Below are 23695 nucleotides of genomic sequence, written 5' to 3' on the forward strand. Positions count from 1 at the left end.
CAATGCGTTTTATTTAGAAGGTTCTGTTGAATTGAGACCATAGTCTCTTGTTATGAGGATGGTTAATGTTCCGTTCCATTTTCATCAAGTTTAAATTGCGGATATTTTTGACCAAGAGTATCTAAAATATCAAAGCTTAGCGCCATCATTTGTAATAGTTTATCTTTTTCAAAGCCACAATCATCCCAACCTCCAGATTGTTTTATTTCATGAACAATCATGCTGTATTTTCTATTACTTACACTAATTTGGTCTATTAATTCACTAGCTATTTTTTCATTCATAAGATGGTTTCTTTGTACTCATAACGCCTTTGCAAGGGGCGGCGCGTTGGCGCGACGTCCCGCGCAGTGAGTGGAACGAACGAAGTGAACTTGGCAAACTTGTTATGCGTGATTTTCATTGAAGCTCAAACCCTGATGAAACCACCATAGTATTTAACGCCAAAGTTGAAATAACAAAAGACAACGCGATCACTACACAGAGTATTGAGTTTATTTTTCTTTTCCAAAGTAATAATGCTGTCACTAAATATAATAATGACAAAACAATAAGAACATACCAATTATATGCAACTACTCCAGTTGCCAAAGTAACACTTATTTCTTGCGCTTCTATTTTTTGAATAGAATTTTTGGTGAAGTCTTTTGCAAGATATGCAAGACCAGCCACCCAAAGGCTTGAACCAAATACCGCTAAAATTGAGACACCTTTAATAATTTTGGGTAGTGAGTTCATTTAATGCGCATAACGCCCGGCTAAACAGCCGGAACGGAGTGGAGGTCGGTTTGAGCCGCTTGTTAAGCTTTGGAAAATTCAATGCTGGTTTCAAATTTAAAAGTCTCGTTTTTTGCCACACCTTCATTTTCGAATTCGACATAAATTTCGCCAACTACGCAAAAGCTAGCATCTTCATTCTTGGAAATTTCTAACTTTTTAACGTCACACCAATTATGAGCAGTACCAATATATATTGAACCTTCTGCATCAGGATATGACTCGTGCTTCAAATTCAGGCCATCTAAGTCATCTGGTGATGAAATACCCAACTTATACCAGTCCAATGTTATTTCGGTTTTCACAGGTTGTTCTTCGAAATCTAAGCCTGAATCGAAAGGCTCTAAAGGAATACTTATACGATGAAACTGCGTATTTTCTAAGCCAATATTTTCGTTTTCAAACCAGTACGCCTCAACACTTCCTTTAAGCGCTTTGGTTTTACTCTGTAGTTGAATATTGTCCATAACTCTCCGAGAAGCTTAACAGTTTTCTTTTCGGACACGGTGTCCTAGTATTTTTTGTCCGAGTAATACACTCGAACCGTTTAAGTTTTTGAATTTATTTACTTATTTCTGGCTCTAACTTTCACAAATGCGGCGGGAAAAAGTGATTGAAAAGTATACTGTTAGCTCTAAGTGTTTGATTTTTAAATAATTTCCCTTTCTCCATTATACGGACAGTCCTAGTAATTGCCTCTTTTTCATTGTATGCGATAGTTATTGTGCGTATCAACTGATTCAAAGAGCGAATCTGATGGCTGGAAAGGTAGAGGACGGGGGAGCTGGACATCCATGCTACGCGGTGGCAATAGAAGATCACGTAAACCGAGGAGCGATTGAAGAATAGCGTCGCCACCGAATCCAATGTTTATAAAAACCCGCAAAGTAACTGGCTATGGGGTGTTGTCTTATGTTTAGCTTCTTTTGGTAGCGGGCAGTCACAAGTTAAAGACCCCGTTTAGTCTAATACAGGGCCTTTAACAGGGCGTCGATAGCGTCTTTGACAACCTCTTTAAGCAGTTTCTCGGTTTATTTCTGCATTAAACGTCGTGTTTAGCGAGATAATTTAGATACCAGTATGGGGTCAGACGCGGGTGTTTCCCAGGTAACGGTCTGCCCATCGCGCAGTCGTTCACCGCCTCGAACAATGACCGTGGCATTTGCTGGAATGTCGCCAATGACTTCAATCATGTCGTCTTGTGCATAGCCAAGTTCAACGATCTTTTTATGTGCTTTACGTTGTTCGTCTACTAAGAACACATACTGGCTATTTGAGCGCAGCACGACGGCGTCTCTGTGAATGGCCACCACTTCTCTCTCTTCGGCTGTGGGCAGTGTTACTCGCACCGGAGACCCCACTAAGAAATCGGCATTGGGAAGACCGACACGAAGTTCCATTGTTCTACTGACCTCGTTACCCACTGGCACAAGTGCTCGCAGTGGCGCGGAGACAGATTTACCTAAGCCGCTTATTTCCAACTTTGTGCCGCTGGTTAAAGGTTGAACCAGAGCCGCTGGCACTTGGGCGCTTACTTCTAAGGATTTGGTGTCCACAAGTCTGGCAATGGCGTTGCCAATTTGGGCGTACTCGCCTGGTTGTATTGATTGGCTAACCACGCGCCCAGCAAATGGCGCTCGGATTGTTGTTCTTTCGAGGTCAATTTGCGCTGCCTTCAGCGCTGACTCGGCTCGAGCCACATCGGCACGTGCCGTTTCCATATTGGAGCGCAATTCGGCGATGGCAATTTCTGGAATTCCGAGTTGCTCGTCGTCGTCACTGACTCTGGCAAAATAATCTTTGTGGTATTGGTTGAGACTCTTTAACCGAGCCAGTTCAGCTTTGCGCTGCTCAACCAATTGAGTTGCATTATTGGAATCAATGACGGCAAGTGGTTCACCGGCCTCAAGTGATTCGCCAATGAGTGCCACGGAGATCACTTTGCCTGAGGTTTCTGAAGCGATCACGGCATCGCGTAGGCTAACCACCGTGCCAGGCAGTGTGGTGCTGGGTGCCATGAGCGTTTTCTGCGACAGCGATGTGCTCACCACCGTTGCCGGTGGTGTCGAGCCGGCATCTTGTGACACGCTTTGAGAATTACCGAGCCATCCGAGCTGATAACTGGTCAATGCAGCAAGAAGCGCGAGTAGCCCAGCGCTGCCAGCAATTAACTTCGTCTTGCTACGCTGTTCTAGGTCGATCGCTTGAGTGTTGTCGTTGTCGTAAAATGCGGTTTGCTCATCAGTATCATGATCGAGATCCACGTTTACGTCGCTTTCAAAGTCTGTGTTGTTCATACCTGTTCCATCAATTCGGCATTTATTGGGTTATTGGTTTTTCGTTTAAACCCCTCTAGCCGTAAAAGGCAGGGGAGCAGAACCAAGGTAAAGAGTGTTGAAATTGTCATGCCGCCAACAATCACGCTGGCAAGGCCCTTATAAATTGCACTGCCTTCGCCCGGCGCTATCACCAGCGGTAACATGCCCATTAGGGATGTGAGTGTGGACATCAAGATCGGGCGTATTCGTGTTTCCAATGCGCGTTGTACGGCCACTGATTTACTGTCACCCAAACCTTCGCGTCTGCGTGTTTCTGAGACCAATAATATGGCGTTGTTGACCACCAGGCCTAAAAGAATAATAAACCCGATCATTCCCAGTAAATCGAGCGGGGTAGGGGTAATTAGGTCAACGACCCGCACCGCGACAATTCCGCCTACGGCTGCCATTGGCAGCGATATCAATACTAGGGTGGCGTCTTTGGCGGACTTAAATAGAGCGGCCATCACCAAAAATAGGAGTAGGATTGCTAAGGCAAAATTACCACTCAAATTACTGATTGCTCGTGATAGCGAGTCGGCGTCGCCGCCGTACAAAATACTGACGTCTGGTGGCGCAATGGCGCGAATCTGAGGTTCGAGTGAGCGTAATATCTCCACGGTCTGACCCAGGGGCATTCCTTCGGGGGCGTCTATATTTAAGGCTATGGTTCGTTTTGCGTTCAAACGGAAAACTTGGCTAGGGCCTACTCCGCGCTGAATATCGGCCAAATCTCCAAAGGGTATTATCGCGCCAGATGGCGTTACCACCGGCATCGTTTTAAGTTGTTCTGGCGTGGTCCATTGTTCGGTCCGCAGCAATATATCCAGCCTCGTGTCTTCATGAAAAAATTCGCCTAGCCACAAGCCATCGCCGTAGGCGCGTATTGCCCGCGCCAATGATTCTCGCGTCATGCCAACTTCGGCCAGTCTTCTGTCATCCGGTAATAGGCGATATTCTGGTTGAACTACTTGAGGGTCAGGCGAAAGGTTTACGCGGCCGCCCGTTAGGTTGTTCTTAATCAGATCGGCGACGTCCAGTGCGGCAATATTTAGCTTATCAAAATCAGCCGATTGCAGGTTTATGGTAATGCTTGCGCCGCCACCAAAACGGCCAAACAAGCTGCCTTGCCGAGCGAAACCGCGCGTGTCGGGGATGTTAGCCAAGATTTCGTTGTTGGTTATTTCCACCATCTCATCTACACGAGACTGGTCCTTTACGCGAATACCAATGTTGCCGCCTCGACTGCCGGTGAACAGGTAATAGTTTTTCAAAGCGGGTTCCTTTTCACCTTTAAGGTAGGGATCGAGTCGTTCAACAACCACTTCTGCAAATTCTTCTCGCACTACCGAAGTGCTTGCTCCTGATGGGAACGATATAAAGGCATCGACCGCATCACGCTTTACGGGCGGTAGGTAATTAAGTTGTGGCCACAGCAACCAACCCACCAGTAATGGAATCAAGGTTAGGCTCGTTATCCAAATGGTTCGCTTTTTGGCCGTGTCGGTAAGTGACATAAGTTTAGCGGTCAATTCGATCCAACGGCTATTTTGGTCAGCGGAGCTTTGCGTGCGATGCCGAATCAAGTGGGCGGCACCGGCTGGCAACAGAAACATGGCGACCATGAAACTGAAGGCAACGGCGATAGCGATGGTGAGCGCCAAGTCGGCGAATAGCTGGCCTTCCACGTCTTCGAAAAAAACAATCGGTACGAAGATAACGATGGTGGTGATGGTGGACGCCAGCAAAGCTCCCCCAATTTGTTGCACGGACTGTAGCGCCGCATCGATTGAGCTTTCTCCTTGTTCAATCTTACGAACAAAGCTTTCGAGCATCACAATGGCCGCGTCTAACACCATTCCGGTTGCGAAAGCTAAGCCTGCCAAAGAGATAACATTGATGCTTCGACCAAAAATATTAAGGACAATAAATGTGGCCAGAAGGCAGACGGGGATGGCCGACGCGATTAAAAGAGTGGCTCTCAGTCGCCTTACAAACAACCACAAACAGCCTACGGCAAGCAGCACACCGACACCCATATTGCTTGTCAGTAAAGTGACGGCTCGTTTTATGAAAACGGAGGGGTCAAAGCTCTTTTCAAGTGTTATTCCGTATACTGGAATCAGGGTTTCGTTTAGCTCGTTCAGCTTTACAAGCACATCGTCGATTGCTTGTAAGGTGTTGCTTCCTGGTTCACGAATTAATCGCATACCCAGTGCGGGGTTACCATTTTGATACACCACACCGCGAGCCTCATCGGGGCCAACGGTTACCTTGGCGACGTCGCCTAGACGTACTGGAGCGTTATTTCTCCAAGTTAAAATGGTGTCTTCCAGTTGATCTGCTTGATATCGACCTTCAAAGCGAAGCGTGAAATCACGACGACCAACTCCCACTGATCCCCCGCTGACGTCATTGGACCGATTGATGTTAGAAATGATCGTTTCAATAGAGAGACCTAGCTGCGCCGCAAGAAAGGGGTCAAATTCAACGGATACAATGTGTTCTCCGCCGTTGCGATTTAGGTCAATACCACCGACACCCGATATGCCTTCAAATTCGGGCATGATGTTGTTTTCGATGAAGCTCTCTAGTTCATCGGGTGAAATACTCGAGTTGGCGGTGCGTTGCACAAACAAAAAGATCAAGGATTGTGCTGAGCCACCGCCCCCGTTTCTGAAAATTTGAGGTCGTTCTGCATCGGCGGGTAACCCTCGGACCCGTTGCAGGCGACTCGAAACTTCAGTGAAAGTCTGATCCATGTCCGTGCCTAAAGCGAACTCAAGATTGATGAACGCGCTACCTGAATTTGAAAACGAAACCAAGTCGGTCATTCCAGAAATGCCGCGAAGCTCTCGTTCAATGGGTTCGACTATTTCACTTTCTATTTCCCTTGGACTGGCTGCTCTCCAAGATACTTGAACACCCAAAACAGGGCGATCGATACTGGGAAACAGTTGTATGGGTAGTTTATTCAGCGAAACCGCGCCCAGCACGACAAGCAGGCAAATCAACGCAATTGTAATCGCGGGGTTCTTTACAAAAAAGCGAGTAATGTTCATGTGTGCTCAGTAATCTAGTGACGGCTGTTCGCCAGAATTCTCTAAAGAGAATGAGTGACGCTAATAGGTCTTTAGATGCTAGGCATTGCTAAATAGTCGCAGCGAAAACGCCGTAACGGCAAAAATAATTTTTTGAGATATGAATTTTCCGCTCGCCTACGACGTGTTAAGCCGAAGAGTCTGGAGCGTTTAGAGGCCACACTTAGCGCACTGACAATGTCGCTACTCAGCCTTGAAAACGGCTTACACAGCCTCGTTGAAGTCAGAATTGAGGTCAGCGACTGATTCTGATTCTAACGACGATCAGATTGAAATTAGATTTTGTTAGCACAAAAATAATTTGCCAATTCAGTCTAAAGTACAATCAAGGCGCGACTAGAGTGCTATCAAACGGTACCAATCAAAGAGAATTTGTTGCGTTGATGGTTTTTGACTTAGGATGTATAAAAACGTTTATCGAGAATGTGTATGAACAGTGATCATCTTGGCTGGCTCAAAAAGCAACTGCCAGAGCTGCGGCAAAAGGAAATCATTGATGCCCAGAGCGAGCGTCGATTGGTTGAGCATTATCAACTGGATTCTGTCGCGGATAAAACCACGTCAGGTTCTTTGATCAGTATTATTCTAGCTGCGTTTGGTGGCCTATTAGTCGGTGGCGGGATCATATTGATTTTTGCGCACAATTGGGAACAGTTTGGTCGAGGCATGAGGGTGGTCTTAGCATTCACGCCCCTGTTGCTTTCTCAGGCACTTGCGGTTTATTGCATATTCGCCAGAAAAAATAGCCCAGCATGGTGCGAAACAGCGGGCGCATTTTTGTTTTGTTGCATACCAGCGTCTATCAGTATTATTGGCCAAACGTATCATATAAGTGACGATACGCAGTCCTTTTTTACATGGTGGTTTGTATTGGCTTTGCCATTTGTATACTGGTTGCGAGCGCATCTAATGGCCTTGATGATGGTGGTCTTGGGTGCGAGCTTGATGATAAATTACCAGTCTCCTTATTGGTTGTGTTTGTTCGCTTTGGCACCCTATTACGCATTAGAATTACACAAGGGCTCGGGGCGCCGAAGCCTACAATTTGGCTGGGTATTCGCGTTGGCCTTCGCGATTGCCACGCCGTTCGTCATATTTGATCAAAGCATTGTTCAATTTTCCTTTCTCAGCATGGCATCCGGTGCGGCCGTGATGTATTTAGGTGGAGCTCGGTTAGAACCGATAGCGGTCTTTAGATTGAAGCCTTTTACCAATATCGGTGCCGTGGCAATGTGCGTTAACGCATTAATTTTGACCTACGATGACGTCTGGCGAGAATTGCTGTCTCACGATGTTATCGGACACGCTGAGGTGGTCACATCAGCTTGGCACAGTCTGGCTTTTGAGTGGTTTTTAGTGGCTGCAGCGCTTTCACTGTTGGCGTTGGCCATTCAGCGTAATGATCGTCGAGTATTGCCACTCGGCAGTGTGGTTGCGGTTTTGACGGTGGTAATTGCCTTACCTGATGGGTTTGTTAATCCTATTTTAATGGCGCTTTTGATGAACGCTATTGTGGTTGGTATTGGTATTTGGTTTGTTTACATGGGAATTTCCGGAGACAGTACCAGCCAGTTAAACCTTGGATTGTTGTTGCTAATGGCATTGTTGAGTTCGCGCTTTTTCGATCAAGATTTGACCTTTATTGCGAGAGGCATCGCGTTTATCGCAATGGGGATTACGTTAATTGGAATGAACGTTTGGCAAGCTCGTAGGAGGGTAGCATGAAGATTGCGTTAGTCGTTTTGGTGTGTCTGGTGCAATTAGCCGTGCCTGCCAGCATTATCTATAGTTACGAAGACACATTGAGTAAAGGTACCGAGTATCGATTCAAAGTGCGGCCTGTTGACCCTGCTGATCCGTTCAGAGGGCGTTACGTTCGACTTGGCTTTGACGAAGAAAATACACGTGACCGTGTAATACCAATGCCAGGAATAGAGTCAATACCCAAGAAGCAGCGTTTTGCCTTTGCGAGCATCGCCGTCGGAGAAGACGGTTTGGCAAAGGTCGTTGCGGTAACGGGCGCGCCTCCGCAAAGCGGCGACTACATAAAGGTTAAGACGACCGTTTATAGTAATAAGTTGTACCGAATTAACTTTCCATTTGATCGCTACTACGCCGAAGAGTCCAAAGCTCCCAATATTGAAAATGTTGTCTTCAACACTCGAAACTTGGGCGAAGAACGCTTGATAACGGCACAAGTATTTATAAATCAAGGTCGCGGTGTGATTTCAGAACTGTACGTAGATGGACAAACTATTCATGATTTTCTAGATGAAAAATAATGGCAAGTTAACGAAAAGAGTTAATTTTATAGTTTGGGCTTGAGACCATAGATACGTTCAAGACTGGTAAGTTGGAAAGGGCGGTTCGACGGGATATGTCGTACAAGTTTATCGAAATGTGAATGTGAAGATGCTAAGGTCGTATTTTTGCATGGAATCATGCGTCTGAATGCTACGTGCTTACTGCGTTAGCGTGAGTCACGCTTATTCCTCGATGGACACCTTAAACCTAAAAATTTATGTCAGTCAAAACAATTTGTGCACTTATATTTTGGGTTAGTGCTTTCTCCTGTGTGGCTCAAGCACAGGATCTCGACGGCTGTGTTGCGCTTGATGAACCGCTTTGCGTTTATACCCAAAACCGCGATGAAAAGCTGCAAGTAAGGGTGCTCAACAATCGAGCCTTTGACATGACGCTTTGGTTTGACCTTAAATTAGTCAATATGAGTGTGCTTGCTAGCGCTCCAACTGTGTTTGTGGCTAAAGCTAATTCAGACACGTTCTACGGTGAAATTGGTATTGTTGATAAATACCAAGACTCGAGTTATCAGTATTCTTACGAATCGCTTCGCGGTAACGCTTTGGCGTTGCACAGCGAAGATGCCTTATATCAATTGCCATACAAAACGGGGACAACGCACTACGTTAGTCAATCTTGCTCAACGTTAGGTTCGCATAAAGACAAGGCTAATCGGTACGCAATTGATTTCGCGATGCGAATTGGCACACCGATCATGGCGGCTCGAGGAGGTAGAGTCGTTGATTTGTACGAACTTTCAAACTCGGGGGGAACCTCGACGTTGCATTACGACAAAGGAAATTTTGTGACCATTGAACATGAGGATGGCACCTTAGGGGATTATCATCATTTAAAAACCATGGGGGTTAAAGTTCAGATCGGCGACGTTGTAAAGGCTGGCCAGATAATTGCGCTTTCTGGTAACACTGGCTACTCGAGTGGGCCTCATTTACATTTTTCGGTACTCACAACAACTAAAGCCAAAGAACATTCATCGGTGTTGGTAAATTGGAAGACGGCGCGTGGTGTACTATCCTGCCCAAGAGAAGGATTGGCTCTAAAGTCTCTTTAGCATCGCGGGAGGCGTTTGATAACTTAAGAGAACAGATTGATGTCAATGGAATTTGATGCTGTCAATAGACCATGACTCTTATCTCACTTGAGGAGTTATCTGTGCCTTTTATGTTTGTCTTGTGAGACAGAATATACCGCCATTGATGGAATGCGACCATTCCATCAATGATTATTTTACTGGTGAGCTATTTTGTATTCAGGCTCCAAATTCCGGGGCCTTTGGTTGCAATGTACAAAAAGGCAAAGCAGTAGAATGCGGAAATTTCTCCACCGTTTGCGATGGGAAATGGGCTGTTTAATCCATGCACCATCCAATAGGCCACGGCCATGGTTCCGCTGGCTAAAAAGGCGGCGAATCTTGAGTAAAAGCCGATCATAATCAGTGCCCCTGCAGCCAGTTCAATGACACCGGCGGCCGTGCTCATCGGGTTTAGCGGGTATGGGAACTCGATCGGAAATCCGAACAGTTTTTGCGTGCCGTGACATAAAAATAGAAAGCCTACGACAATTCTGAACGCGGCGTAACTTTGGTCTGAAAACTTGTTTAAAAACTGCATTTCATTCTCCTTTGTAATGAGCGAGAGGTTGGTCATTATTCCGAAAAGTGCCATTTGGCACCACCAGGCTGATTGACCGAATCGCTGTGTTAATTAGTTAAAAAATAAAACAGATGGGCTTTCGAGCTACTTAAGCCTAAGATCAGTATTGGTGAGGCGTTTAATGATGTCAACTCGCGAGGCTACGCAAATGATGCGCACGAACGGTTTACTTTTGCTGGTTACGTTGAAGGTTGTCGATGTAAGTGGATGGCGTTACGCCAACAAGCTGTTTAAATTCTTTAATGAAGTGCGCTTGATCAAAATAGTCTAAGTGGTGAACAAGAAATTGCCAGTTATGTTCGCCTTGCTCTAGACGACTAAGCACCTCTTGAATTCGGTGCTTACGAATAATCCACTTAGGGCTGACTCCGACGTGTTCTTTGAACAGCCTTTGCATGCTTCGATGACTTATCCCAGTCTCGTCGACCAACTGTTCTACTTTTGTGATTAAGCTGTTGTTTTTTACGATACCAATGATGTGCTCGATCAACTCAACACTATGTTTAGTTCCGTCCAGTCGACGGCTTAAAAACTCTTCGCAGATGGTCACTTTCGACCTCATGTCGCTGCTTGCAATGACAGAACTAACCCAAGCGTTTGCCTGATTGCCAAATAACACGTTGAATTCAATCGATGCGTCAGTGTACTTATCGATTGAAGAGTGAGTAAAAGGATAAAACCCGCCGGGCCGAAATTTTATGCCAAAAATTTCTCCGCTATCGACAAGCTCTACCTGAAAGCGTTTTGTTACAGCACCGACAATACGAGACTTTCCTTTTTCAAAGACTAGGTTCAGACAAGGGTCTGGAATGTTTTGTTGACTATGTGGTTGCTTAGGCGGCAAGTCCCAAGAGACAAACCAGTACGTTTCGATGAACCTTGATAAATGACCTGTAGGGCGCATTCGAGTCAATTTGTACTTCAGCGCACTGTGTTTGGAGTACAGAACGCCTCGGGTAAATGGTTCTTTATGGCTCATTTATTCAAGTCTGTCGCGTTTTTACAATACGGTGGGTGGCAATATCGCTACTATCGGTAAAAACGAATTACATTCAATCATGCAGAATAGCATCATGATGCCGGCGGCGATAAGTTTACTATTGTTCTTAAGCGGTATTTTGGCAAACGAGAACGTAGAGATGAAAAACACATTCAATATAACTTCGTGGGATGAATCACCTTATTTAGAATTTAATGATGGTGCAAAATTTTCCAGAGCAACTGTTAAAAAGACCTACTCGGGCTTGCTAAGCGGCGACGGCGAGTTGGACTACCTTATGGCCTATGATAATTCCGGGGCGGCTTACTTTACCGGCATCGAACATTTCAGCGGCAATGTAGAGGGTAAAGTTGGTACCATATCAATGACTCATCAAGGCACCTTCTCAAACGGTCGTGTTTCTTCTTCATTTGTCATCATTGATGGTTCACAAACCGGTGAGTTGATTGGGTTGAGCGGCAAGGGCAGTTATGAGAGCGGTCACGCCATGTCGGTGGACTTTGACTTGTCAATTCGGTTTGAAGATTAGCACTTAATATCTTGAATTAGACCGAGCCGCTCTGTAGAGAATTGGCGGTCAGTTAGAATCAGTAGAATTCTCGACCAGTGCACAGGCCAGGTTTTCGATGCTGTGTTGGCCTATCGGCAGTCCACCGTCGAAATTGATGGTTGCGTCAATGATCGCTGGGTTCTTTTCGACGGTAGGGTAAAACACGCGCATGAACGCCCTAAGGTACCCTAATACTTCGCCTCGTTCATGAATACGATAGATCCGCATTCCTGTTTTGCTTGCATCTCTAATTGGTTTGTCGACGTCATAGAACCCAGTCACGCTGGAGCTATCAAAGGCATAAATACGTTTGATATTTTCGCTAGCATAAGCGGCTATATGGGCTAAGCCGCCGCCTAATGAGTGGCCCGTGGTGATGATTTTGATATTAGCTTTGTCTTTAAATCGTTCAGTGGTTACGTATTTTTCAAGCGCTGGGCCCACGGTTGCGGCCAGATCGTACTGGTTCCATCCACCTGGCCAAAAGCGAGACACCCAATGAAGGTTACTCCAGATGTCCCCGACACCATTAGTTCCGGCGAATGCAAGAACCACCTCGACGTCTGTTTGGTTTGTTTCTCTGTACCAAACGGCGTACTTAAGAGCAGAGTCTAATTTTGCTTGGTTTCCGGTTTCTCCCACGGGTCGACTTGGAAAATTATTTGGAAGTGACAACGTAGACCATTGTTGATACACATTGTCGTGCGCACACTTTTGCGTATCCCAGCTCCGATGAGGGCGGCCATTTTCGTCCGTTTGTCCATAGACTTCAGCGCTTAAGACCGCATAGTGGTAAGCCTTTGCAAGATCAGTATTCATGGGGCTGGAACTGACTCTCGCTAGCGACTCTACGGCTCCAGTGATGCGAATATCCCCGTACTCTAAACTTCGAACGTTATAGAAGCGAACCGCGGTTATCCAAATAATCAAGGCGAATAGTACGGTACTGCCGATGGGGTTGCTTGTGACCAAATTGGTAATCATCGTCAATGGCGACATTATGTTCATGGCTCGTTCTCCGAGTTGGGGTCCTTGGTGTGATGCTTTCCGCGATGCTTTTTTTGACGTCAATAAAAAGCAGCTCAGTTCATGTTACTGTAGTGAAGCCTGAGTGGCGAATCTCTCATCCACTACAATCGTCAACCTTATATGCTTACCCCAGCGTGAACCATTCGGCGAACCATTCGGTGAACCATTCCGAGATCGTTTAACAAAATGGCGGTTAGCGGTCTTGCATTATGCCATTTGCCTATGAGGGGTCTCACAGTCGAATAAAGATCTTGTTTTTGTAAAACGGCAGCAGCGCTAAATAGAGAGAAAAACAAACTAAGCCCGCGCAAAATAGTGACGCGGTGTAAGGTTCGGTGATGACGCTATTAACCTTGTTGAAGACAAAGGTTTGTATTCCGATTCTTTCCGTTGCATGAGTAATTAGCGGTGCTCCAGAATAGATGAGCATCAATGTTGATAAAATAAAGGCCAATATGGCGTTCGTACCAAACACACTTAGAAGGTTTGTTTTGGCGATCAATGCAGAACCAGTGTTGCTGAAATGAATGAGTTCAAAAATCAATAAGGCGCCTATGCAACATGAGATGCTCAATAGGGTGAAGCTCAAGCTCCATAGTTTTTTATTGATCAGAATGCCGTGAGAGTCCAGCCTCTGTGCCAGCAAGTACAGGGAAATCGCTAATAATATTAGTGTAAGCCAATAGTGTTTGGGTCTCTCTGCAATCAGCAGCTTCTTCTTTAGGGTAAATACGAGTACCCCAGATAGCACATTGGCGGTGGCGAAAATCGATGATAAGAGACCATCAGGATCATAAACTACGTTTCCAGATTCATCTCTGCCCCAGACCCATAAGTGTTGGACACCAAATACAGTGCGGTCTATGAGTGCGGCTAAGTTATCCTTATAAGTGAGTTCGCCGGAGGGAGCGGATGCGTAAGCGGCGCCGTTCATGAGGAAGTAATTCAATCCACAAAGCAACATCAATACTGTGGCAATGGTAAGCCCAGAACTTCTCGGTTTATGTAGAGTGTGTAAGGTCAGAGCGGCTAAAAAGTAACAAAGCGCAATGCGTTGCAAGATGCCGGGAAGTCTGATGGTGCTAATGCTTCCAGCTTCAATCCAGTTTAACCCTAAACCAATACCGAATAGTGCTAGCGTTCGGATAAATACCTTAGATAAATCAAACCCATCAAAATGTTGCGATGAGGCTTTCATACCAAGCGCCAGGCCAACGCAAAATAGAAACAATGGCATGACCATGTCTGCGGGTGTCCACCCATTCCAAGCGGCATGATCTAGCCAAGATAAACGGTGTCCCCACGAACCAGGGCTGACCACTAAGACCATTCCTAGTACAGCTAAGCCACGTGTACTGTCCAACGCCAACCATCGAGAATTTTTCATCTAAAACCCTATTGAACTGAGGCTGTAGATCATAATCAAGGAGACGTACGGGTGTCGTTCAAGAACCCGTTAACGACAGAACTTGAACGACTAACTCATTTATTTGTACACATCGCAGTCGTACTTCTGTTACAAAAATTGAAGAGACCATGTTATGTACGACGAGGGCATGACTTTGATGTTTCTAGGACCTTATCTTTTCGTTCAGTCTTGTAAGCGTTAAAGTAAGCGCCAGAATCATGAGTAAGTACACTACTCAGAGCAGAGGGTATTTATGAGCTTTGAAGAAATTTGGCTGGCGTATCGTGCAAACGTTAAGGCGTTTTTACATTCTAGAGTGTCTGACGCAGACGAAGTCGACGACCTTTTGCAGGCTGTTATGATCAAGATTTATGAAAAACACCATACCTTGAGGTCTAAATCGAGCGTTAAAGCATGGTTGTTTCAAACCGCTAACAACACGATTATTGATCACTATCGAAAGAGCAATAAGGCGCGTTTGGCGGAAGCGTCTGGGCCGTTTTTTCTGGATAGTAATTCTGAGGAAATGCTGGATTTAGAGAACTGTGTGGCGCCTTTTATTCAAGCGTTGCCAGCCGAGTCAGCGATGTTGCTTACCGATATTGACATTAACGGAAGGTCTCAAAAAGAGTACGCTGCCGAGCTAGGCATCAGCTACTCAACCTTGAAATCACGTGTTCAAAAGGCGCGAAGTGATCTTCGTAAGCTGTTTGAAGAATGCTGTCACTTTTCTCTTGATGCTCGAGGCAACATTCTATCGTACGAAAAAAAGAAAGGTAAATGCTCTAATTGTTGATTATTTTTCGTCTTTTTAAAAAAGTGGCGTCTTACGGATACAGACATTAACTATTAGGTATCCATTATGATCAAAATCATCAGTTTTAAAATTTGTCCATTCGTTCAACGCGTCACGGCTCTTCTCGAAGCCAAAAAGATTCCCTATCAAATTGAGTTCATTGAGCTTAGTAAAAAGCCACAATGGTTTCTAGATATATCACCCAATGGACAAGTGCCTGTGTTGGTATCGGAGGCGGGGATACCGTTGTTTGAGTCGAACGCCATTGTAGAATACATTGATGAAGTTTCTCAGCCGTTGGAGTCTGAAGTCAGTCCTGAGCAACGTGCGATTGATCGGGCCTGGAGTTATCAGGCTAGTAAGCACTATTTGACGCAATGCAGCGCGCAACGAAGTGCGGACAGAGACACACTGATGCAACGGTCTGATAAGTTGAATACAGTCTTAGATAGAGTTGAGAAGAAATTAGGCGACGGCCCATTTTTTAAAGGTGACTCGTTGAGCAACGTGGATTTAGCGTGGCTGCCATTGCTGCACCGGGCTGACATTATTAATCAGTTCACCTGCTATGACTTTATTCAAGCGTATCCGAAAGTTAAAGAGTGGCAGTCAGCGTTGCTTGACACAGGCTTGGCGGAAAAATCTGTCTCTTCTGATTTTACGCAACGGTTTACTGATTTCTATTTGTCCCAAAGTTCATATTTGGGTAGTAAGAAATGTGATGAAAAAGAGGGATGCAATGCGGATAACCCGGTCTGTCATCCAAAATGCTGTGGCTAGTAAATACAACCCTGATCCTTCGGAGATCAGGGCATCTTAGGCAATATTTTTTGCTTCAAAAACTGTAGAGCACGGTTTAATAACGTGCTCGAACGTCGGCTAGATCCTCCTTTTTTTTGAAAGACTCTGAGCCGAATATTCGATTAACGTATTCGTGAAACCGTGTTTGATATTGTTAGCGCCATTGTTTGCGATTTTCGTTCGCTGGCTTGGCTGGTGATCGCGCTGGCAGCACGGTCATATTAATGGCCAATGATATTCTTTGTCGATCACCAAGGTATGGTTCAACCTTGTGATAGAGCCAAGATGGAAAGGCGATTAGCATGCCATTTTTTGGTTTGAATGACGCAGTATGACGCTGGGGTTTTCCATCTGGTGAACGAAATACAAGCTCACTGGAAAACATGCTGTTCATGGGGTATCTAGGGTCTTGAAATACGAGCTCGCCACCGGCGTCCGAGTTATTGTTATCCTCATAGCCGTCGTCAACGTAATAGACGGCTGACCAAAATGCCTGTGGGTGAACGTGCCAGTTATTAGACGCACCTTTGCCGGAAACGTTGGCCCAAACATCAGCGGTCCATTCAAAGCGTGGTTGATCAGACGCTTTCAAATCCATCGAAAATCGATTGCAAGTAGCCACAGCTAATTGAGCGATGGCAACCGTTGCTTCTCCGCCCCAGCCACCCTTAAGCATATCTGGATCAGACTGCCAGCCATTGAGATTTGATCTATCTACGCCCTTGTTTTCCTCCATATGCGCGAGGACTGCGGCCTTTAGTTGGCTGTTAATCTCCTGCTCATTTGGCATTTGGGCGGTTACGATGGTTGTCGCAAATGCACCTTCGGATAGGGACGTTTGCGCTGCGGATGCGATTGCATCAAAGTCTGTTTTTTTCACTCTCTGCCTACATTTTCATTATGATTTTTCTTGTAATTAGATGTTCAAACCACTCTCAAAATACATGGTAAAAAAGCGCCGTGTCTGTGGTTAATCGCATAGGTTAACGCGGATTTTCCGGCGGGTGTTTGAACCGACAGAGGCACTTTATCACGATCAGAGTAAGAATGGTTTGAGGATTAAAACCAATGTGCGGGATGTTGCTCAGTATCTTATTTATTTGAATGTCGAATGTGAGATTTTCGTAGAATCATTTGATGGCCTTGGCCAGCGCTTCATGCCGCTCTGGTTCAGTTTCGGTACAGCTTGGCGACCTATAATGGTTTTTCGAGAATCGTTGGATTAACGCAGTCTTGCACTTTCTCGCATACCCAGTGACTTGCCTCGATGATGCTATCGGGTGCTTGCCTTGCGCACTTAAAATAAAAACTAGCCAAAATGATACCTATGCGAAACCTACATTTTATGCTTCTCCTTTTTATCGTACCTCTCGCTGGGGCCCAGCCGCTACCAGAACAAATTAAGACAGCCTTTCGCGTCGATGACGCAGACAAAGTGACAAACCTCGTTTCTTCAAAGACGGTCGACGCTTGCTATGAGGCAGGGAACTCTAAATACACGCTGTTAGCACTCACGATAAAGGGAAACTCTAAGAAAATTTTCAATGCCTTAATGGATCAAGGCGCTGATATTGAGAAGGCGTGTGCTGGGAAGACCCCGTTAATGTATGGCGCAAAATACGGCCGCTTAGACATGGTGAAAGCGTTAATACAGGCTGGCGCTGATCATGATTTCGTCAACAATCAGCTGCGAACGGCCCTAAGTTACGCGCGTAAGTACCAACAGAAGGAAGTCTATGTATACCTTAAGACACTCGATTAACTTTCGTCGTTGGAATCGTTGTTAACAGAAGGCGGGCTTGCTGTATCACTGATTGAATCAGCGTTGCTCTGTGAATAAAGGGAAGCGACTGCATGGATTGTCAGGTCACAAACCCGCTACAAACCGTCTCAGATGTGCAACAGACTTAGTGGATGCTGTTGGCTAAGATTTATCGAACGATTGGCTCTTCATGGCGTTTAGCGTACATAACTCCTTGAAGTGAGGAGCCTGAATTCTCATCAATCACGGATATTAAGGTGAAACACAAATGAAAGAAAAATCGAGCGTCAGTCAATTGACAATTTTCCAGCCCTCGTTGAACGCGATGTTTAGGTCGCTTGCCCTTAGAGTGAAGGGATTGTTCATTTTAGCTATGACCATGTTTGTTCTTTCGGGCTGCGTTAGCACTGGGTCAATTGATGGTGTCAGTGATGGTAAGGCAGTACGCTTTAGCTATGAACAATCGGCGTTTGAGAACGACGGTAAGCTTGAGATTTCGATGCCCGATGGCGAACTTTATTCAGGAAAATTTGTTCAAAGTTCGTCATCTAAATCTGGCGACGATTGGATTATTGGTGAGTCGTCAGATGATGACTCTCTGGTTCTAAAGGATTCAACCACTGTGTCATCACGGACATCCGCATTATTGCTGGGTAATCGAGGTAGCACAATGAAATGCAAGTTCCAGTTTTCGAATCCTGATGTTGGCATCGACGGCGGAGGAATAGGCCAGTGCCACACGTCTAAGGAGCAAACAGTATCGGTTACCTTTTAGTTAAAGGTAACCGATTCGGCAGCTGTTTGGCCTTATTTGTCAGCTTTGTCGACGCTCATCCTTGGTCTGTCGATAGAAACTCTCGATCTTTGTGAATTGCGTTAGGCTTCGACTCTAATATTCAATTATCAGGGTTGTTTCATGGCGTCTCGTCACTGTTTTTACTTAATGGTAGTGGGTTACTTAGCTTGCGTTTCAACAATAAGAGCGTCCGATTCTACCAACGGACCGCTTACAGAACGTCAATTTGTCGAACTGATGCAAAGCCCGCTTCGATACGAGGGTGATGCTGAGCGTGACGCTGATCGTAGGCCGTCCAAAATATTAAGGTTCTCTGAGGTAGCGGATGCGGATACCATACTCGATTTGTACGCCGGAGGTGGTTGGTATACGGAGTTGTTTTCGATGGCGGTCGGAGCAAAAGGCTCGGTAATCGCCCATAATGATTCGTTGACGTGGCGGTTTGGTCATAAAGAGTTAGTAAGGAGAACAATGAATGACCGTCTAAAGAATGTCAGTCGTCTCGATGAGGTTGATATTACTGAAATACAACTCGATGCCGGCAGTGTGGATGTGGCTTTTATGGGAATCAACTATCATGATTTTTTCTTCACACATCGTGTTCGCAAAGGGGAAGTTGAGGTCATGCGCCAAGCTCCAGTCGATCACGATAAAGCATTAAAGAGGATCAAAGCGCTTTTAAAAGACGATGGGCGGTTAATAATAACGGATCATTTCGCAAAGCCTGGTTCAGGGTATCAGGCGGCCAACGACTTGCACCGAATTGATCCAGACATTGTAAAACACCATTTAGCGGATGCGGGTTTTGAGCTGCTAGAAGAGGCGTTTTATTTGCACAATCCGGATGATGATCTTAGCTTGCTTGTCTTTGATCCTAATATCAGAGGTAAAACCAGTCGTTTCATCTATAAATTTGGCAAAGTATCGTCTGAGGTATCTCGATAGTATTAAATGAGGACTAGGCGTATCTCGCTCGATCAAATCTCATTATTTCCGATTGGCCTCTTCTGGTAACCTTAAAGGATGCTAAAGAGTGCAATTTTCCATAATCAGAAGCCTTTAATGTTCGTGGTCACCGCGTGGGTGTTGTTAAGTGTCATGCAATCCGTTCATTTCTATTACTATTTTGATCAAACTTTGTGGAATTCGGTTCGCTGGAGTTTTCGCGATTGGTTTGTCTGGTTTGTTATTTTTTCATTAATTTACCACTACGTTGGAAAACAATTAGACATAACAACGTTTAGCTTACCCTTACTGATGATCATGGCCATCATTGCCGTCGTCAGCGGAATCTTACAGGTGTTGATCATTGTCAGCGTGGACTTTATTCAAGGGTCGGCCAGCCGGCCATTTTGGCAAGACTTCGCGCACTTTTACAGCAAACGTTGGTTCCAATATCTGTTTGTATTCAGTGTGTTTTGGATGGGGATGACGTTTTTTGTTGCACGAGATCGTGCTGCTAACACCGAGGATGAGCCGACGAAGGTTAAGCTATACGATGGGAAGAGCGCTCATTGGCTAACCATTGCTGATATAGACTGGATTGAAGCTGCAGGAAACTACGTATGCGTGCATTTTGGTGACAAACAGTTGATTGTGAGAAGCACCATCAAGGATCTGCACGTGACACTAGGAGAACAGCTGTTTCTGAGAGTTAACCGATCTAGTATTGTCAACGTACATGCAATAACGTCGAGTCATCGCATAGAACGGGGCAAACTTGAGCTAGAACTGGTAACTGGTGAATTGGTCAAAGTTGGTTCTACGTATAAGAGTGATGTAAAGGCAACGTTGGGCATCTGACGGTTCGTCACAAATCTGACTCGTTTCGTCCCAAGCAAGTAGAAAGAGGGGTTTGAGCGAAATTATAGTTGCGATAGAAAGATTAACAACCAATCGATATACCGCAATATGAACCGACGAACATTTATCAAGACAGCTTCCGCAATAAGCGCAACCGTAAGCCCGATTGTCTCTAGTCATGGTGACAACCATCAGAGGGTCCGAAACAAGCAGGGTGCCAACGTGCTTGTGTTGGGCGGTACCGGATTCTTCGGACCTGTATTGGTTAATGAATTGATCAACCAAGGCCATACGGTAACCTTGTTCAATCGAGGGAAAACTAATCCCCACTTGTTTCCAGACCTACCTCGAATCGTGGGTGATCGAGAATCGGTGGACGGAAGAGGGTTGTCGAATTTGATAAACGGTGACCAACATTGGGATTGGGTGGTCGATACTTGGCAGGGGTCTTCAAAGGCAGTGCAAGACACGGCTAATTTGCTGGCTAATCGTGTTGATCAATATCAATACGTTTCGACGGTCTCGGTTTACGATAAATGGGATCGAATTGGCATTGATGAGAGTGAGCCATTAAATCCGCTTCCTGGAAATTCAGAACCGATTGTCAGTCCTAATCGGTATGCAATTCGAAAGACTTTTTCTGAGCAAATTTTACAAAGAATAATGCCCGATAAAACTGTATTTTTTCGATCTCATGGAATGCGGGGTTTTCCAAGCACTGCGTCGCGACACGAGCCGTATTGGCAAGTGAAAGTGGCGCGAGGTGAACACTTGGTGTTGCCTTCTGATATTGTCCATTATCAAGTGACGGATATGGTTAGCTTAGCGAGGTTCATGGTTCATTGTGGGATTAGCAAGATTAATGGCCCATTCAACGTAGCGTATCCGCCGTTTCTATTTAGAGACTTCATCGAAGAAATTGTTAGTGAACTCAAAAGCGAGGTCAAGTTGCATTGGATACCTCAAGAATTCTTACTTGAACATAACGTGACATTGATGAGAGCCACACCGCCAGGGCGCTATAGGTTTAGCGTACAGCGAGCCATTGATGCTGGGCTTGTTAATCGGCCCTTGAGTGAATTGTTGGACGATCAGCTTAAAGGTTATAAAGCGCGGAATCCTAACGATGATTTCGTTTTTGGGAAACCTGAAACGGCAACCATTTCGGCGATAAAGGAACAAGAAATTATTGAAAAGTGGTCGAATAAACGGGCGTGATAGTTTTATTGACTAAAGTCGAACCCGTCGGAATTTTGATCGGCATTTCTGGCACAAGAACGACACATTTTAGGATAGGATTCGATCTGTGGATTTAGCCTGAAACTGGATTAAAGTATTTGATGGGCGTTTAATCAGGCGTTATGATCCGCAGCCTATCAAGTTCTAATTCATCGAGTGCGATTTTTCTCTTTCGACGGCCACTAAATTACTATGAGCGAGCAAGACCAAGTTATACCGGAATCCAATGTGGACTCTCATCACCAAACAATCATGCAGGGTGGGAAAATTGAAGAGTTTGCTGACGCATTGGGGCGTTTTTGCCGAGCAGAAGGTTGGAAGAAGCTAAAAGATGAGAACGGCGAGCCTTTTCGCTCGTTGCGGCACTATGTCGAGGCGAAGCCCCCATTTGGTGCTGGGTATTCAGGTAAATCTGGCATGGCAAAGATCGAGGCCTATTTATCCTTAAACCCGACAGTTAAAGACTATTTTCAGCATTGTCACGCTAACTGTCTGTCTGATATGGCTCAGGAGCAGGGAATTACACCAGCGGCAGTGTCAAAAAAAGAATGGGATGACGTAAAAGGGGCTAGGTTAGCTAAAATCATCGAAACCAACCCTGTGGAAGCCTACGAAGAAAAGGCGGCGGCGTACGTTGAAAATAAGGAGCGAGTAAAGCCAGCGCCGCGTCCTGTCAGTGAGTACGCTCCGATTAGAATGAGCTACCGACCGACTCACACATACCAGTTTGCGCAAAAGCTCAAAGAGAGTGTTTCGGAAGTTGAACTATCTCTCCTTGTGGATGCCTTGAAGTCGTCAGACTTAGATGAACTTGTTGAGTTCGAAAAGTACTACAACTCGGCGTTTTCCGCTCTTAAGCGAGCTAAGACTGATTCAGGATGGGGGAATGGCGCAGTCAGAGCGCCAGAGGAATACAGCGAGCGAGAGCCGAGTATCAAGTTGTCAAAGTGGTTGGCGGACGACGATGAAAACGGCGCGAGTCAATTATCTTTGAATGATGAGTTGGGAAAGATTGTTATTGTGAAAATGTCTAAAGCAGGGAACGTTAAAGATCTCGTTTTCGACTAGGGACGATTAGTCAGATTGGACTCGAGGAACTCTAAAAGATAATTCGAACCGTCATTTGGCAATACCTAAAATAGTAAGAGATTCAACGCGAACTGTCGTGCATGCGGCGTTTCCTTAGTTACAATAGCTCGGTTCACTCACGAAAGATTGGCCTAACTCTGAGAGATTTTTCTGAATCGCATCAATCGCTATTTGCGTACCCTGAACGTAAGCGGCTGACCATACTTTGGTGCCACCAAGGTCGCAGTTTTGTGGTTGACAGCCGCCACCAACCGTATTCCAAGGAATGATTTTCTGATTGATGGTCAGCTGTGTATTAATGCAATAACAAGTGGCGACGCCGTTATCGTCAATGGTGCAGGGTGCGTCCAGACAGTCTGTCATTAATGGCAGATCTGGACATATCATTAGCTTTGCAGAACTTTTCGTTCCAAATTGTCTGCCATTCAGGCTATCGCCGTATGAGTACTCGGAATAAACATCCGGCGCGACTGTGCCATCATTCGCAAAGTTTGGTAACACGTTTGTTAACTGTGGATTTGCCCGTTCATCGCAGCTTCGCAATACCCCATAATTCGAGTTATAAGTAGCCTTATCAAGACTGTTTTCGATATTGTCTTGATGCCGGACGACAGGGCATTCACACTGCGCCAAACCGTCTTCTGTGCATGCGCCAGGTTTTCCATCATCATCAATGCACTGACACTGCGCATGTGAGCAAAGCGCATAGTCGTTATTGCTACAGACGCCAACCGCAGAATCCTGCGCGATAGCAACGCTAGAGCTAATCAATGACACCAGAAACGCAGTGACTAACGTAATGCTCTTAATTTGAAATACCATAGATTCTCCGTTATTTTCGTATGACGTAAATATCTGAGTTTTCAATAGCTCAGTTAACTTAACGTATGCCGTTGAGTTTTTTAGTGCAGCGGGCAAAGCAAGATTGACTGATTTTCAGTTAGGTTGGTATTACATCAGATTACAGATAATCGTGTACTAGGGGCTAAAATAGGCAAAGGACGACCTTATTGGTCTCGATTGTTTTACGCAAAAACGGAACTCGAGCAACGACAATAGTGGTAGCGCTTTCTTTGTTAAGCGAAACCACATCATCATCAACAAATCACCATGCGCTTGCGAGCTAACATCTACGCGAGTTGTTGATCTCCAAGCAAGCTGAAAAGTCAGGTAAGCAATGGTCAAAGACAATTTATTGATGTACTGAAAAATGGTTGTTCCGGGGAAAAAACTGACACCTAATGACAAACAT

General features: G+C 45.4%; 23 protein-coding genes. 12 read left to right on the top strand and 11 right to left on the bottom strand.

All coding sequences use genetic code 11. The annotated features are described in order from the left end of the window. Window positions 1-62: 62 nt before the first annotated feature. The 5 genes from ABWW54_RS04015 to ABWW54_RS04035 form a co-directional block, all read right to left on the bottom strand. Window positions 63-284, bottom strand: a complete 222-nt coding sequence (locus ABWW54_RS04015; protein ID WP_353410404.1) for a hypothetical protein — start codon at window positions 282-284, stop codon at window positions 63-65. Between the two features lie 115 nt (window positions 285-399). Then, window positions 400-738 (bottom strand): hypothetical protein, encoded by a 339-nt coding sequence (locus ABWW54_RS04020; RefSeq protein ID WP_353410406.1) that lies wholly within the window; start codon window positions 736-738, stop codon window positions 400-402. Window positions 739-800: 62 nt separating this feature from the next. Then, window positions 801-1244 carry a hypothetical protein gene (locus ABWW54_RS04025; RefSeq protein WP_353410408.1) on the bottom strand — a complete coding sequence of 148 codons (444 nt, stop codon included), beginning with the start codon at window positions 1242-1244 and terminating at the stop codon, window positions 801-803. Window positions 1245-1832: 588 nt separating this feature from the next. Then, window positions 1833-3074, bottom strand: a complete 1242-nt coding sequence (locus tag ABWW54_RS04030; protein ID WP_353410410.1) for an efflux RND transporter periplasmic adaptor subunit — start codon at window positions 3072-3074, stop codon at window positions 1833-1835. After that, the gene (locus ABWW54_RS04035) at window positions 3071-6157 is read right to left on the bottom strand and encodes an efflux RND transporter permease subunit (RefSeq protein WP_353410412.1); all 3087 of its coding nucleotides are present in this window, start codon (window positions 6155-6157) and stop codon (window positions 3071-3073) included. Before ABWW54_RS04035 ends, ABWW54_RS04030 begins: the two co-directional genes overlap by 4 nt. A 468-nt stretch (window positions 6158-6625) precedes the next feature. Here ABWW54_RS04035 and ABWW54_RS04040 point away from each other — a divergent pair, with 468 nt between their 5' ends. The 3 genes from ABWW54_RS04040 (at window position 6626) to ABWW54_RS04050 (ending at window position 9569) form a co-directional block, all read left to right on the top strand. Then, window positions 6626-7921, top strand: coding sequence for a DUF2157 domain-containing protein (locus ABWW54_RS04040; RefSeq protein ID WP_353410414.1), 1296 nt, complete (start codon window positions 6626-6628; stop codon window positions 7919-7921). Next, entirely contained in the window at window positions 7918-8478 is a 561-nt protein-coding gene (locus ABWW54_RS04045; protein WP_353410416.1) for a GDYXXLXY domain-containing protein, read from the top strand. Before ABWW54_RS04040 ends, ABWW54_RS04045 begins: the two co-directional genes overlap by 4 nt. A gap of 239 nt (window positions 8479-8717) precedes the next feature. Next, complete coding sequence (locus tag ABWW54_RS04050; protein WP_353410418.1) at window positions 8718-9569, top strand: M23 family metallopeptidase; 852 nt, start codon at window positions 8718-8720, stop codon at window positions 9567-9569. 187 nt (window positions 9570-9756) lie between these two features. Here ABWW54_RS04050 and ABWW54_RS04055 read toward each other — a convergent pair whose 3' ends face one another. Both ABWW54_RS04055 and ABWW54_RS04060 read right to left on the bottom strand, forming a co-directional pair. Next, a complete protein-coding gene (locus tag ABWW54_RS04055) occupies window positions 9757-10128 on the bottom strand; it encodes a DoxX family protein (RefSeq protein WP_353410420.1) in 372 nt (123 codons plus the stop codon). A 208-nt stretch (window positions 10129-10336) separates the two neighbouring features. Then, window positions 10337-11149, bottom strand: a complete 813-nt coding sequence (locus ABWW54_RS04060) for a DUF6597 domain-containing transcriptional factor (protein WP_353410422.1) — start codon at window positions 11147-11149, stop codon at window positions 10337-10339. Between the two features lie 79 nt (window positions 11150-11228). On the opposite strand from ABWW54_RS04060, the gene ABWW54_RS04065 reads away from it, so the two are divergent. After that, on the top strand, window positions 11229-11699 hold the full coding sequence (locus tag ABWW54_RS04065; protein ID WP_353410424.1) for a DUF3224 domain-containing protein: 471 nt from the start codon (window positions 11229-11231) through the stop codon (window positions 11697-11699). Between the two features lie 48 nt (window positions 11700-11747). On the opposite strand, the gene ABWW54_RS04070 is transcribed toward ABWW54_RS04065, so the two are convergent. Together ABWW54_RS04070 and ABWW54_RS04075 are read right to left on the bottom strand one after the other, a co-directional pair. Further along, window positions 11748-12728, bottom strand: coding sequence for a Tle-like phospholipase domain-containing protein (locus ABWW54_RS04070; RefSeq protein ID WP_353410426.1), 981 nt, complete (start codon window positions 12726-12728; stop codon window positions 11748-11750). Window positions 12729-12981: 253 nt separating this feature from the next. After that, entirely contained in the window at window positions 12982-14136 is a 1155-nt protein-coding gene (locus tag ABWW54_RS04075; RefSeq protein WP_353410428.1) for an acyltransferase family protein, read from the bottom strand. Between the two features lie 274 nt (window positions 14137-14410). On the opposite strand from ABWW54_RS04075, the gene sigZ reads away from it, so the two are divergent. Next, entirely contained in the window at window positions 14411-14953 is a 543-nt protein-coding gene (sigZ, locus tag ABWW54_RS04080; protein ID WP_353410430.1) for an RNA polymerase sigma factor SigZ, read from the top strand. Between the two features lie 66 nt (window positions 14954-15019). After that, entirely contained in the window at window positions 15020-15733 is a 714-nt protein-coding gene (locus tag ABWW54_RS04085) for a glutathione S-transferase family protein (RefSeq protein ID WP_353410432.1), read from the top strand. A 175-nt stretch (window positions 15734-15908) separates the two neighbouring features. Here the strand turns inward: ABWW54_RS04085 and ABWW54_RS04090 are convergent, their stop codons facing one another. Beyond that, the gene (locus ABWW54_RS04090; RefSeq protein ID WP_353410435.1) at window positions 15909-16634 is read right to left on the bottom strand and encodes a TIGR02466 family protein; all 726 of its coding nucleotides are present in this window, start codon (window positions 16632-16634) and stop codon (window positions 15909-15911) included. Between the two features lie 447 nt (window positions 16635-17081). Here ABWW54_RS04090 and ABWW54_RS04095 point away from each other — a divergent pair, with 447 nt between their 5' ends. From ABWW54_RS04095 to ABWW54_RS04120, 6 genes are all read left to right on the top strand, one after another. After that, window positions 17082-17516 (top strand): ankyrin repeat domain-containing protein, encoded by a 435-nt coding sequence (locus ABWW54_RS04095; protein WP_353410437.1) that lies wholly within the window; start codon window positions 17082-17084, stop codon window positions 17514-17516. Window positions 17517-17784: 268 nt separating this feature from the next. After that, window positions 17785-18291, top strand: a complete 507-nt coding sequence (locus ABWW54_RS04100) for a hypothetical protein (protein WP_353410439.1) — start codon at window positions 17785-17787, stop codon at window positions 18289-18291. Between the two features lie 141 nt (window positions 18292-18432). Beyond that, window positions 18433-19257: a class I SAM-dependent methyltransferase gene (locus tag ABWW54_RS04105; protein WP_353410441.1), complete on the top strand. Its 825-nt coding sequence runs from the start codon at window positions 18433-18435 to the stop codon at window positions 19255-19257. A 117-nt stretch (window positions 19258-19374) separates the two neighbouring features. After that, window positions 19375-20115, top strand: coding sequence for a LytR/AlgR family response regulator transcription factor (locus ABWW54_RS04110; RefSeq protein ID WP_353410443.1), 741 nt, complete (start codon window positions 19375-19377; stop codon window positions 20113-20115). A 108-nt stretch (window positions 20116-20223) separates the two neighbouring features. Beyond that, window positions 20224-21333 (top strand): NAD-dependent epimerase/dehydratase family protein, encoded by a 1110-nt coding sequence (locus tag ABWW54_RS04115; RefSeq protein ID WP_353410445.1) that lies wholly within the window; start codon window positions 20224-20226, stop codon window positions 21331-21333. A gap of 213 nt (window positions 21334-21546) precedes the next feature. Beyond that, window positions 21547-22422, top strand: a complete 876-nt coding sequence (locus tag ABWW54_RS04120) for a hypothetical protein (RefSeq protein WP_353410447.1) — start codon at window positions 21547-21549, stop codon at window positions 22420-22422. A 114-nt stretch (window positions 22423-22536) separates the two neighbouring features. Here the strand turns inward: ABWW54_RS04120 and ABWW54_RS04125 are convergent, their stop codons facing one another. After that, window positions 22537-23265 carry a hypothetical protein gene (locus tag ABWW54_RS04125; protein WP_353410449.1) on the bottom strand — a complete coding sequence of 243 codons (729 nt, stop codon included), beginning with the start codon at window positions 23263-23265 and terminating at the stop codon, window positions 22537-22539. Window positions 23266-23695: the final 430 nt, after the last annotated feature.

The sequence above is a fragment of the Arenicella sp. 4NH20-0111 genome, assembly GCF_040366405.1.
Taxonomy (GTDB): Bacteria; Pseudomonadota; Gammaproteobacteria; order Arenicellales; family Arenicellaceae; genus Arenicella.